The following is a 12,683-nucleotide window of genomic DNA, read 5'->3' on the forward strand; positions in this document are numbered from 1 at the left end:
ATTACATGTGTGGTATCGTTGGAATAGTCGGAACGTCTCCTGTAAATCAGGCGTTATATGATGGCTTAACCGTTTTGCAGCACCGAGGCCAAGATGCCGCGGGCATTATTACCATAGAAAACAATACGTTTAGCTTACGCAAAGCAAATGGACTTGTGAAAGATGCATTTCACACCCGTCATATGAAGCGACTACAAGGTACAATTGGTATTGGCCATGTGCGTTATCCAACTGCAGGTTCTTCTAGTTCGTCTGAAGCACAGCCTTTTTATGTTAACTCACCATTTGGTATTGCTCTTGCTCATAACGGCAACCTAACTAATGCTGAAGCGCTAAAAGAGCAGCTATTCTCAGAAGCGCGTCGTCATGTAAATACAACGTCTGATTCAGAGATTTTGCTTAACATCATGGCACATGAGCTAAGTAAGTCTGATAAATTACATTTAGATCCTGAAGATATTTTTACAGCAGTGACCGAAGTAAACAACAAAGTAAGTGGTGGTTACGCAGCAATTGCAATGATTATCGGCCACGGCATTGTTGCTTTTCGTGATCCGAACGGCATTCGCCCGTTAGTATTTGGTAAACGTGAGACTGAAAAAGGCACTGAGTACATGTTCGCCTCAGAAAGCGTTGCGTTAAAACCAGATGGCTTTGAATTTATTCGTGACGTAGCACCTGGTGAAGCTATTTATGTTACAGAGTCGGGTGAGTTTCATTCGTTAGGCTGTGCAGAAAGTGTTTCATATTCTCCGTGTATATTTGAATTTGTTTATTTTGCTCGTCCTGATTCTACTATTGATCGCATGTCTGTTTATGCAACACGTGTAAATATGGGGACTAAGCTAGGTGAAAAAATTGCGCGAGAATGGGCTGATAAAGACATTGATGTAGTTATTCCAATCCCTGAAACATCGTGTGATGTAGCACTAGAAATCGCTCGTGTGCTTGATTTACCTTATCGTCAAGGTTTTGTAAAAAACCGTTATATTGGTCGTACGTTTATCATGCCAGGCCAAGAAATGCGTAAAAAGTCAGTGCGCCAAAAACTAAACGCTATTGACCGTGAATTTAAAGGTAAAAATGTACTTTTAGTTGATGACTCAATAGTACGTGGTACTACATCGGCACAAATTGTTGAAATGGCACGTGAATCGGGCGCTAAAAACGTATACTTTGCGTCGGCAGCACCTGAAATTCGCTTCCCAAATGTGTATGGTATTGATATGCCATCGGCAGCTGAGCTTATTGCTCATGGCCGTGAAGTAGAAGATATTAATACGAGCATTAGCGCAGATGGTTTGATTTTCCAATCATTAAACGATTTAATCGCCGCAGTAAGTCAAGAAAATCCTGAAATTACAAAGTTCGAAACATCTGTTTTCGATGGCCAATACATCACTGGCGATATAGATCAGGATTACTTAAACAGAATAGATAAATTAAGAAATGACTCAGCAAAAAGCACACGCGAAAACGCTATGTCTGCTAATTTAGAAATTCATAACCAAGATGAAAATGAATCTGATTAATGTATGATTTGAATCATCAGGTATAAAAAAAGGAGCTAAATAGCTCCTTTTTTGCGAAGGAAAGAAGGGAACACTTCTATCAAACAACACATATTGATTGGGTTATGTGAACATTGGGCTTACAATCCCATTAGTCCAAAGCATTGCTGTTATTGCTAAAATTATTACCAGCAGAATCAATCCACAGGTCACCACTGAGCTTGCGTAAATAAATCCCCGTTCTTGAGGTATGTGCATCAAAATAGGCACTCCTGTATATAGTAAATAAACAGAGTAAGCCAAAGCTAGTATTCCTACACATACCACAAACCAAAGCTCAGGCCAAAATGCACCAAGCGCTGACATAAATACAGGCGTTGCCGTGTAAGCTGCAAGCTCTAATGTTTGAGTAAATGTTGGTTTAGCGCCAAACGTTATAGCCATCCAATGGGCTAAATAGGCAAGTGCAAAAACACCTGCAATTAATGCAACGTACATCGCAGCAGCAATGAGTAAGGCACTATCATGAGTTAAAAAAACTGGGGTACCAGTACCTATACTCCATCCTAAATATACAGACGAGTAATACCCCATAATGGAGGGAAATAAAGCAATAAGCAGTATATGCGATAAACTGTAAGTTAAACTTTCGTGACGGTTATCTATTGTTTGCCATTCTTCGAGTGGGTGGGCATAAATGCCCCAAAGGTGATTCAGTATCATAGCGGTACTCCATAAAAGGGACGTATTACTGTTGGTTTTAATTGTTTATAGTTAGTTTGTTTTTTATACAGTATCTATATTTATGGTTTAGTCCACAAACAAAGTCAAGTTAACTCGTTATTAACATTTTGATTGGCTTGTTTTATCACGTTTTATTCTTAGTTATTTTTCGTGTTAAAATGCATTTTTATTTTTTGAAGTAACGAGAAGCAACGTGTCACACAGCGAACTTTTAGCACCTATTAATAATTTTTTATTGTGCGAAACTCCCAATGAATGGGTTATTGAGGCAGTAAAAAAAGAAAACTTATCGGTGATATTAATCGATCACTTAATTTGTGAGTTAAAAGCGGCGCAAAGTGCGATGTTTTTAATTCGTAAATATGCTGTAGATAAAGAAAGTAGCGATGCTTTGCTTGAGTGGCTTAAGCCTTTTGAAACGCTTATTTATAAGCGTGAAGGTAATTGGCGAGATCTGGCTGCAAAAAATAAACTCACCAAGTCTATTATTCCTAAATCGAACTCTCCTTACGGACAAGATTTGATAGATAAAATGGTGATGCTTATAAAAGAAGAGCTGCATCATTTTTATCAAGTGCTCGAAATAATGGATGAGTATGGGGTTGAGTATCAAAGTATTACGCCATGTCGATACGCTAAAGGTATGCTACGCAACGTAAAAACATTTGAGCCAAATGCTTTAGTCGATAAATTAATTGTAGGTGCCTACATAGAAGCACGCTCTTGTGAGCGTTTTGCAAAGCTTGCTCCGCATGTGGATAAACGCTTAGGTGATTTTTATATTTCATTGCTTCGCTCTGAAGCGCGTCATTACCAAGATTATTTAACACTAGCGCAAGAGATTGCCGATTTTGACATTACAGAGCGCGTAGATTTTTTTGCAAAGATAGAAGCTGATCTAATCCAATCTCCAGATGATGATTTTAAGTTTCATAGTGGTGCGCCAACAGCCAATAGCTAATTACTTATTAATGCTTTAATTAGTGGTCAAAATTATCAGCAAGCGCTTTTAAATAGTGTTTAATGTCTTCATCACTGAAATGGTGTTTTTTTAATACTTTAGCAATAGCTCCATTTTTTATAATAGTTTTAAGGCCTGCCTCAAACTGAGCAATTTGTTCGTCAGCATCTGGGTTGTTTTTAGATACAATTAAGTGCAACTTATGAATTGCTAAATGTGGGGGTAGGTATTCAATTTCTTGCTCTTCATTTTTTAGTAATTTTGGGCTGTGATCAAGCCAATACTCTCCCACTTCTTTTGTGCCTGCAACCAGATCTACCCGTTCGTTTTGTAATAAATATAAGCTATTAACTAAGTTACTAGTAGAGGTTAGAGACAGTCTAGGATCTAGCGAAAATTCAGTACTAACAGGGTCACCAGCTTCTTTACAAATATTATAAGGTAGTAAAGACTCAAGCGAGCCATCGTAGTTAATTGTACTTTTTTTAAGTTTAAAAAGCCCTGAATGCGCAACGGCTAGTGGGCGTGAATAATCAAAAATTTCGCCTCTTTGCTTTGAATAAAAAGCACCAAGAATAGCTGTTTTTTTTTGTTTTTCTAAAAGATTAAGAGAGCGATTCCAAGAGGTAAATTCTATTTCGGTATTTATATTTTGACTTTTTAAAGCAAGTTTAGTTATTTCAAACAACCAGCCATTACTGGGTAACTCGCTGGAAAAGTAGGGGGGAAAGTTTTCCGTCACAATGTGCCAAGTTTGCTCACTTTTAGCTTTAAACGCATTTAAAGCCAGTACTACAAAAATTAGCAACCGCAACATGTATTGTCCTTAACTATTTAAATACTTTAATTAAATAATAGTCAGAAAATAAAATTATGCGAAAGGTGTACTAATTAATTCTTGTGATTGTGGTGTAGCCACTAAGTATGAGCCCTGCGTGTACCAGTCTCCTAATACTGTGCGCGTAAGCGTTTTATTGTTTAGCGTGTATGTATGAACGTTAGGGCGGTGAGTGTGGCCATGTATCATATTGCTCACATCATACTTTTTAAACGTGTCAATAACAGCCTCTTCTACAACATCTAAAATTTCTATTGGCTTGTCGGCTTGGCTTAATTTACTTTTTTCACGTGCGTTGCGGGCTATTTTTTTTCTATACCAAAGCGGCATAGCTAGCATAAGCTTTGGCCACCACCAACCACGACTTTTCTTACGGAATTTTTGATATTCAGTATCTTGAGTACACATTTCATCGCCATGTAAAATAACGGTCGGTGTCCCGTATAAATCGATCACGGCTTGTTCGCTTAAAAGTGTCATGCCAGCTAAGTTTGCATATTGCTCTCGCATAATAAAGTCGCGGTTGCCATGTATAAAATAAACTGGTGTACCTGCATTACTTACAGCTCTTAAATGCTTAGCTACGTCGCTTGCAAGTTCAGTGACGTAGTCATCACCTACCCATACTTCAAAAAAGTCACCTAAAATATAAAGCGCATCAACGTCTTGATTTAGAATATTAGATTCTAAAAATTTAAAAAAAGCAGCGCTAATATCAGGTCTGTTTTCACTTAAATGTAAATCAGCAATAAAGTATGTCTTACGAGTCATAAGGATGTCTTTTCGATATAAATAAAGCGGGCGTATGCCTATTGCATAAACACCCGCTGATACTCCACATTACGTGGGTAAACGTACTATTAGCTAACAGTAACGTTTTCGATGATCACGTCTTCAAGAGGTACGTCTTGGTGAAAACCGTTGCTACCTGTCGCTACACCTTTAATTTTTTCTACAATGTCCATGCCTTCAACTACTTCAGCAAACACACAGTAACCCCAGCCTTGTGATGTTTCGCTGCTGTGGTTTAAAAAATCGTTGTTGTTAACGTTAATAAAAAACTGTGCAGTAGCTGAATGAGGATCAGGCGTACGTGCCATTGCTAAAGTACCTACTTTATTAGATAGGCCGTTGTTAGCTTCGTTTTGAATCGGATCGTTAACGTCTTTTTGTTCCATACCTGGCACAAAACCACCGCCTTGAACCATAAAGCCATCAATTACACGGTGAAAAATTGTACCGTTGTAAAAACCAGCATTTGCATACTCTAAAAAGTTTTTAACTGTGTTTGGTGCTTCCGCTTCGTGCATTTTAATGGTGATGTCACCAAAGTTTGTGTGTAGAACAACCATGAGGTTTCCTATATCTGGTTTAAATAGTCGCGCTATTTTATCTTAGTTAGCTAAGATTAACAAAGCGCTAGAGCCCATGCTTTGCAAGTGGTAACATACATTTTCTTGATAACAGTGAAGGAGACCAACTAAATGGTACAAATATACAACACACTCACGCGACAAAAAGAACAATTTAAACCTATGGTCGAAGGAAAAATCGACATGTATGTGTGTGGTATCACCATTTATGATTACTGTCACATAGGTCATGCGCGTACATTTGTTGGGTTTGACGTAATAGTCCGTTACCTTCGCCATATTGGCTACGATTTAAAATACGTACGTAATATTACCGATGTTGACGATAAAATAATTAAACGTGCAAATGAAAACGGCGAGTCAATAAACGATTTAACACTTCGTATGACCAAAGCAATGCATGAAGATTTTGATAGTTTGAACATGTTACGTCCAGATGTTGAGCCAACAGTAACAGGGCACATGGATGAAATTATTGAAATGGTTGAGCGTTTAGTTGCTAAAGGTCATGCGTATGTAGCGGCTGATGGCGATGTATTATTTGATGTTTCAACATTTGAGCAATATGGCGCGCTATCTCAGCAAGATTTAACAATGCTTCAATCAGGCTCACGTGTTGAAGTGGCACAAGATAAAGACGACCCACTTGACTTTGTATTATGGAAAAAAGCCAAAGCAGGGGAGCCATCTTGGTCATCTCCATGGGGAGAAGGGCGCCCAGGTTGGCACATTGAGTGTTCAGCAATGAGCTCAAAGCATCTAGGTGAGCATTTTGATATTCACGGTGGGGGTTCTGATTTACAGTTTCCACATCATGAAAATGAAATTGCGCAATCGTGCTGTGCAAATAATGGTAAATACGTAAATACTTGGATCCATACGGGTATGGTGCAAGTAAACAAAGAAAAAATGTCTAAATCTTTAGATAACTTTTTTACTGTACGTGAAGTATTAAAAGCTTACGATGCTGAATCTGTTCGTTACTTTTTAATATCGGGTCATTACCGCAGCCAATTAAATTACTCGCAAGAGAATTTAGATCAAGCACGTTCGTCACTTGAGCGTATTTACACAGCGCTTCGTGGTGTAGAGCCGGTAGAATGCGATTTAGAAGGCAATGAGTTTGTTGCCAAGTTTAGAAAAGCAATGAATGATGACTTTAATACACCAGAAGCACTACCTGTGTTGTTCGAACTTGCTAAAGAGTTAAACCGCGTTAAAGATACTGATACAGGTCAAGCTGGTAAGTTAGCGTTTATACTACGCAGCCTTGGTGAAGTGCTAGGGGTTGCTCAACAAGCACCTGAGGCTTTTTTACAAGGCGGGCAAGATGATGATGAAGTTGCAACAATTGAAGCCTTAATAGTAAAGCGTAATGAAGCACGTGCGAGTAAAGACTGGGCTGCTGCTGATGAGGCACGTGATGCGCTTAATGCATTAGGTGTAATACTTGAAGATTCAGCCGGTAAAACAACCTGGCGTAAAGCGTAAATGTTTTAAAAAATAGCCTTAAAATAAAGAGGGTTGCCAATTGGCAACCCTTTTTATTTAATCTGCATCTTAGTTAATATATTAATTATATTAAGTAATTTTAGCTGTGGTATTTTTCACATGCTTCTAATGTGTTCTCAATTAAGCTTGCTACTGTCATTGGGCCAACGCCGCCTGGTACAGGTGTTATAAAGTCAGCTTTTTGCTCAGCAACACTGTATTGAACATCACCCACTAATTTACCGGTATCTAAGCGGTTTATACCTACATCAATAACTATTGCTCCTTCTTTAACCCAATCACCAGGGATAAACTCAGGCTTGCCAACAGCAACGACTAATAAGTCAGCACGGCGAACGTGTGTTTCTAAATCTTGTGTAAATTTATGACATACCGTTGTAGTACAACCTGCCAGTAATAACTCAAGCGACATTGGGCGGCCAACTATATTAGATGCACCAACCACAACCGCATGCATTCCTTTATAACGCACACCTGTTGAATCAAGTAAGGTAATAATGCCCTTTGGAGTACAAGGACGAAGCGCTGGCATACGCTGCGCTAAACGACCTATATTATAAGGGTGGAAACCATCAACGTCTTTGTGTGGCGTGATGCGCTCTAAAATCTTTTCAGCGTCTAGGCCTTGTGGCAACGGTAATTGAACTAAGATACCGTCTACTTCAGCATCATTATTTAACTCATCAATTAAATCTAAAAGCGCTTGTTCAGTAGCGTCTGCTGGTAAATCAAAAGATTTTGAAATAAAACCAACTTCTTCACAGGCTTTGCGTTTTGAACCAACATAAACTTGGCTTGCAGGATCTTGTCCTACAAGTACTACTGCGAGTCCTGGTGCACGTAAACCATTTTTAACACGTTCAGATACACGTTCTGCTACTGCACTACGTACTTGTTTTGCGATTGCTTTACCATCAATGATGTTTGCCGTCATGGGTGACCTTTAATTAGGGTTAATTAACTTGATTCCGATACTTTAAAAAGTGAATGCATAAAATAGGGGTAGTAATGCCTATAAAGAATCTATTCTTTAAATTATCACTTTTTAATATAGAGGCTATTTTCGCAGAAAAGCACTAAAGCGCCAAGGTGCTTTTAAGCTATAAAATGCAAGAAGCGTAAAAAGAGTTTAAATTTTAAACCCTACATTGCAATATTTAACCATTGTGAGCTAAAAATAAGCAGTTGATTGGTTTTCTTAAAAAAACGTTTGACCTAACCCCGTCAAATCACTATTATGCACCCCGTTGTCAACGAGGTCATTCGTTAACAATAGTAAGCATCGGCGATTAGCGCAGTTTGGTAGCGCACTTGGTTTGGGTCCAAGGGGTCGCAGGTTCAAATCCTGCATCGCCGACCACTTTTAAAAAGTAAGCTTATTTGTACGCTATGAAGTTTTCGATGCGCCCATAGCTCAGCTGGATAGAGCAACGCCCTTCTAAGGCGTGGGTCGAAGGTTCGAATCCTTCTGGGCGCACCATGTTGAAAACGTGTAAATATAGCGGTGATTGTAGCTCAGTTGGTAGAGCCCCGGATTGTGATTCCGGTTGTCGTGGGTTCGAGCCCCATCAGTCACCCCAATTTACATTGAGTATCGGCGATTAGCGCAGTTTGGTAGCGCACTTGGTTTGGGTCCAAGGGGTCGCAGGTTCAAATCCTGCATCGCCGACCACTTTCTTATAAGTGGTCTTAAATTCAAAGTTTAAGTATTCACAATATATATCGGCGATTAGCGCAGTTTGGTAGCGCACTTGGTTTGGGTCCAAGGGGTCGCAGGTTCAAATCCTGCATCGCCGACCACTTTCATTATATCAAATAATGAAACGTGAAAATTAACACTCTATAGTCCACATCTTATCTATATATCCAAATTCAATAATAAAATTTAATTACTTACAATCTAATTAGTTTGTTTTTTATTCGGTTGTGCGCGATCAGTGCCGATCTAGCCTAAATAATTGCCCCCTACACTCGACTCTCATGATTATTAGGTTATAATGCCGCGTCTATTGTTTAACATAGTGCCCGAAGGGCAGAGCAGCAATGATATCTCATGGTAGTGACGGATGTATTTAAGCATTAAATTTAGCTTAAATTTTATCAAGACTCATGAAGGTACTTTGTTTGTAAGGAAGGCGAACAGTCGCCAAAATTGAATATTGAGGTAAATCATGCAAGTTTCTGTTGAGACGACTCAAGGCCTTGAGCGCCGTCTGACCATCACCGTTCCTGCAGAGAACGTTGAGACCGAAGTAAAAAAACGCTTACAACAACTGTCAAAAACACAGCGTATTGATGGTTTCCGTGCTGGTAAAGTTCCAGTTTCAGTAATTAACAAGCGTTTTGGTCCTGCAGTTCGTCAAGAAGTTGCTGGCGAAGTAATGCAACGTAATTACATTGAAGCAATCGTTGCTGAAAAAATTAACCCTGCTGGCGCACCATCATTCGCTCCAAAATCTCTTGAAGCAGGTAAAGATTTAGAATTCTCAGCTACGTTTGAAGTTTACCCTGAAGTTGAAGTTCAAGGTTTAGATAAAATTGCTGTAGAAAAACCAGCAGTTACAGTAACTGACGAAGATTTAGCAAACATGCTAGAAACACTTCGTAAACAACACGCTTCTTGGGCAGATGTTGATACAGCTGCTGGCGAAAACGACCGTGTAACTGTTGATTTCGTAGGTACTATCGACGGTGAAGTATTTGAAGGCGGTAAAGCTGAAGACTTCCCATTAGAACTTGGCCAAGGTCGTATGATCCCAGGTTTTGAAGATAACATCGTAGGTAAAAAAGCAGGCGAAGAAGTAGTTGCTGATGTAACTTTCCCTGATGACTACCACGCTGAAAATCTTAAAGGTAAAGCGGCTCAATTCACTATCACAGTGAAAAAAGTTGAAGCGCAAGAGTTACCTGAATTAAGCGAAGAGTTTGCAACTAAATTCGGTGTTACCGAAGGCGGCGTAGACGCGCTTAAAGAAGAAGTTAAAAAGAACATGACACGTGAGCTTGACCAAGCGGTTAAAGCTAACGTGAAAGACCAAGCAATTAAAGGTCTTTTAGAAAACAACGAAATTGAAGTGCCAAAAGCACTTGTTGATCAAGAAGTTGACGCACTACGTCAGCAAGCAGCTCAACGTTTTGGCGGCGACGCTAAAAACATGCCTGAGCTTCCAGCTGAATTGTTCCATGAGCAAGCTGTAACTCGCGTTAAAACTGGCCTTTTATTAGGTGAAGTGATCAAAGCTAACGACATCAAAGTTGATGATGCTAAAGTTGAAGCACTAATCGCAACAGTAGCATCTGCATACGAAGATCCAACTGAAGTAGTAGAATACTACAAAGGTAATGATCAACTAATGCAGCAAATGCGTAATGTAGCAATGGAAGAGCAAGCAGTTGAAGCTATTTTAGCTAAAGCAAATGTTTCTGACGTTGAAAAAGCATTTGACGACATCATGAATCCGCAGCAAGGTGCTTAATAAGTCATTGACTTAAGCTCTCGCTAACGATTAAATGGCTCGTGTTACTCTGTTTATGCAGTGTGCCCGGGCCATTTTAGTTTGTGGCTCTTAATTTGCGAAAAATGATAACTATGCTTTTCTTATAGTGAAGGATAAGTATAAGCGCATAAGGAATTAAATAAGTATGAACACTGGTATTACAGATCCCCTAAACGCATTAGTCCCTATGGTTGTTGAACAAACGGCTAAAGGCGAGCGCTCGTATGATATTTATTCGAGATTATTAAAAGAGCGTATTATCTTTTTAACAGGCCAAGTTGAAGACAACATGGCAAATCTAATTTTAGCGCAAATGCTATTTTTAGAATCAGAAAACCCTGACAAAGATATCTTTTTATATATCAACTCACCAGGTGGTTCAGTTACTGCAGGCATGGCCATTTACGATACAATGAACTTCATCAAACCAGATGTAAGCACAATTTGTGTTGGTCAAGCAGCAAGCATGGGCGCATTTTTACTTACAGCGGGTGCTAAAGGTAAGCGTTTTTGTCTACCAAACTCACGTGTAATGATTCACCAACCATTAGGTGGTTTCCAAGGTCAAGCGTCTGACTTTGAAATACACGCTAAAGAAATTCTGTCTATTAAAGACAAACTTAACCGCTTAATGGCTGAGCATACAGGCCAACCATTAGATGTTATTTCACGCGATACAGATCGTGATAACTTTATGAGTGCATCACAAGCTGTAGACTACGGACTTGTAGACTCAGTATTTACTAATCGCGATAGCAAGTAAGCGTGTAGGCAAGCAAACTATTGCTTGCCACTATGAGTTACTATGCGAAAACCAGTAAATTTTGGTATAGTTAAAAGCGAATTTGAATAGTTGCCAACTGGTTTGGCAGCCAACGTATAAAATGAGGTAGCTGAATGTCTGACACTCCTACAGACGGCGACAAAAGTAATAAATTGTTATACTGTTCTTTTTGTGGCAAAAGCCAGCATGAAGTTCGTAAATTAATTGCAGGTCCTTCAGTATACATTTGTGATGAATGTGTAGAGCTGTGTAACGATATCATCAGGGAAGAAATCAAAGACATTGCTCCTAAGCATAATGCGTCTGATAAACTACCTGTGCCAAAAGAAATTCGTAATCACCTAGACGACTACGTAATTGGTCAAGACCATGCTAAAAAAGTATTGTCAGTAGCGGTATACAACCACTACAAACGCTTGCGTAACCAATCTACAAAGCAGGAAGTTGAACTAGGTAAAAGTAATATTCTACTTATTGGCCCAACAGGTAGTGGTAAAACATTGCTTGCAGAAACGCTAGCACGCCTATTAGATGTGCCGTTTACTATGGCTGATGCCACGACATTAACCGAAGCCGGTTATGTAGGTGAAGATGTAGAAAACATCATTCAAAAACTATTACAAAAATGCGATTACGATGTAGAAAAAGCCCAGCGCGGTATTGTTTACATTGATGAAATTGACAAAATTTCTCGCAAATCAGATAACCCGTCAATCACACGTGATGTATCAGGTGAAGGTGTGCAACAAGCACTACTTAAACTGATTGAGGGTACTGTTGCTTCGGTTCCACCACAAGGTGGTCGTAAGCACCCACAGCAAGAGTTTTTACAAGTAGACACATCTAAGATCTTATTTATTTGTGGTGGTGCATTTGCAGGCCTAGATAAAGTAATTGAGCAGCGTAGCCATAAAAACACTGGTATTGGTTTTGGCGTAAACGTAAAAGAGTCTGCGGCGAGTCGTTCTTTAAGTGATACATTTAAAGACGTAGAGCCAGAAGATTTAGTTAAATACGGCTTAATCCCTGAGTTTATCGGTCGTCTACCGGTTGTTGCTACGTTAACTGAACTTGACGAAGCAGCGCTTGTGCAAATTTTAAGTGAACCTAAAAACGCGATTACTAAGCAGTTCTCTGTATTGTTTGGTATGGAAGATGTTGAACTTGAATTTCGTGATGACGCCTTAGCTGCAATTGCTCACAAAGCAATGGAGCGCAAAACAGGTGCTCGTGGTCTTCGTTCGATTGTTGAAGGTGTATTACTTGATACCATGTACGAACTACCGTCTATGGACGATGTAAGCAAAGTGGTTATTGATGAAACTGTTATTAAAGGTGAGTCAGACCCAATCTTGATTTATGAAAACAATAAACAAGACAAAGCCGCATCTGAGTAGTTTTTAAGCTATTTGCATAAAAAAGGAGCCTTAGGCTCCTTTTTTTATAATTAATTTAGTCGAGTA

At 39.2% G+C, this 12,683-nt stretch carries 11 protein-coding genes and 5 tRNA genes; 11 read left to right on the plus strand and 5 right to left on the minus strand.

The annotated features are described in order from the left end of the window. The first annotated feature begins 5 nt into the window (after window positions 1–5). Window positions 6–1,532 (plus strand): amidophosphoribosyltransferase, encoded by a 1,527-nt coding sequence (gene purF / locus J8L73_RS02160; RefSeq protein WP_210999301.1) that lies wholly within the window; start codon window positions 6–8, stop codon window positions 1,530–1,532. Window positions 1,533–1,634: 102 nt separating this feature from the next. Here the strand turns inward: purF and J8L73_RS02165 are convergent, their stop codons facing one another. Beyond that, window positions 1,635–2,234 (minus strand): Yip1 family protein, encoded by a 600-nt coding sequence (locus tag J8L73_RS02165; RefSeq protein WP_210999302.1) that lies wholly within the window; start codon window positions 2,232–2,234, stop codon window positions 1,635–1,637. A gap of 214 nt (window positions 2,235–2,448) precedes the next feature. Between J8L73_RS02165 and miaE the strand changes: the two genes are divergently transcribed. Beyond that, the gene (gene miaE, locus J8L73_RS02170; RefSeq protein WP_211014511.1) at window positions 2,449–3,216 is read left to right on the plus strand and encodes a tRNA isopentenyl-2-thiomethyl-A-37 hydroxylase MiaE; all 768 of its coding nucleotides are present in this window, start codon (window positions 2,449–2,451) and stop codon (window positions 3,214–3,216) included. 19 nt (window positions 3,217–3,235) lie between these two features. On the opposite strand, the gene J8L73_RS02175 is transcribed toward miaE, so the two are convergent. The 3 genes from J8L73_RS02175 to J8L73_RS02185 all read right to left on the minus strand — a co-directional run bounded on the left by J8L73_RS02175 (window position 3,236) and on the right by J8L73_RS02185 (window position 5,406). Beyond that, entirely contained in the window at window positions 3,236–4,033 is a 798-nt protein-coding gene (locus J8L73_RS02175) for a transporter substrate-binding domain-containing protein (RefSeq protein WP_211014513.1), read from the minus strand. Between the two features lie 54 nt (window positions 4,034–4,087). After that, window positions 4,088–4,825 (minus strand): UDP-2,3-diacylglucosamine diphosphatase, encoded by a 738-nt coding sequence (locus tag J8L73_RS02180; protein WP_211014515.1) that lies wholly within the window; start codon window positions 4,823–4,825, stop codon window positions 4,088–4,090. 89 nt (window positions 4,826–4,914) lie between these two features. Then, window positions 4,915–5,406, minus strand: coding sequence for a peptidylprolyl isomerase (locus J8L73_RS02185; RefSeq protein ID WP_210999316.1), 492 nt, complete (start codon window positions 5,404–5,406; stop codon window positions 4,915–4,917). A gap of 132 nt (window positions 5,407–5,538) precedes the next feature. On the opposite strand from J8L73_RS02185, the gene cysS reads away from it, so the two are divergent. Then, window positions 5,539–6,918, plus strand: a complete 1,380-nt coding sequence (cysS, locus tag J8L73_RS02190; RefSeq protein WP_211014517.1) for a cysteine--tRNA ligase — start codon at window positions 5,539–5,541, stop codon at window positions 6,916–6,918. A 100-nt stretch (window positions 6,919–7,018) separates the two neighbouring features. On the opposite strand, the gene folD is transcribed toward cysS, so the two are convergent. Next, window positions 7,019–7,873: a bifunctional methylenetetrahydrofolate dehydrogenase/methenyltetrahydrofolate cyclohydrolase FolD gene (gene folD / locus J8L73_RS02195; RefSeq protein ID WP_138682929.1), complete on the minus strand. Its 855-nt coding sequence runs from the start codon at window positions 7,871–7,873 to the stop codon at window positions 7,019–7,021. 349 nt (window positions 7,874–8,222) lie between these two features. On the opposite strand from folD, the gene J8L73_RS02200 reads away from it, so the two are divergent. The 8 genes from J8L73_RS02200 (at window position 8,223) to clpX (ending at window position 12,617) form a co-directional block, all read left to right on the plus strand. Continuing rightward, window positions 8,223–8,299 (plus strand) — tRNA-Pro (locus J8L73_RS02200). Window positions 8,300–8,342: 43 nt separating this feature from the next. After that, window positions 8,343–8,419 (plus strand) — tRNA-Arg (locus J8L73_RS02205). Between the two features lie 24 nt (window positions 8,420–8,443). Continuing rightward, window positions 8,444–8,519 (plus strand) — tRNA-His (locus J8L73_RS02210). 15 nt (window positions 8,520–8,534) lie between these two features. Continuing rightward, a tRNA-Pro gene (locus J8L73_RS02215) sits at window positions 8,535–8,611 on the plus strand. A 51-nt stretch (window positions 8,612–8,662) separates the two neighbouring features. Then, window positions 8,663–8,739: transfer RNA gene (locus tag J8L73_RS02220), tRNA-Pro, on the plus strand. Window positions 8,740–9,110: 371 nt separating this feature from the next. Further along, the gene (gene tig / locus J8L73_RS02225; RefSeq protein ID WP_058548411.1) at window positions 9,111–10,415 is read left to right on the plus strand and encodes a trigger factor; all 1,305 of its coding nucleotides are present in this window, start codon (window positions 9,111–9,113) and stop codon (window positions 10,413–10,415) included. Between the two features lie 166 nt (window positions 10,416–10,581). Next, on the plus strand, window positions 10,582–11,199 hold the full coding sequence (clpP, locus tag J8L73_RS02230; RefSeq protein ID WP_058548410.1) for an ATP-dependent Clp endopeptidase proteolytic subunit ClpP: 618 nt from the start codon (window positions 10,582–10,584) through the stop codon (window positions 11,197–11,199). Window positions 11,200–11,333: 134 nt separating this feature from the next. Further along, complete coding sequence (clpX, locus tag J8L73_RS02235) at window positions 11,334–12,617, plus strand: ATP-dependent protease ATP-binding subunit ClpX (RefSeq protein ID WP_058548409.1); 1,284 nt, start codon at window positions 11,334–11,336, stop codon at window positions 12,615–12,617. The last annotated feature ends 66 nt before the right edge of the window (window positions 12,618–12,683 follow it).

This window comes from Pseudoalteromonas sp. MMG006 (assembly GCF_018101025.1).
In the GTDB taxonomy this organism is placed as follows: domain Bacteria; phylum Pseudomonadota; class Gammaproteobacteria; order Enterobacterales; family Alteromonadaceae; genus Pseudoalteromonas.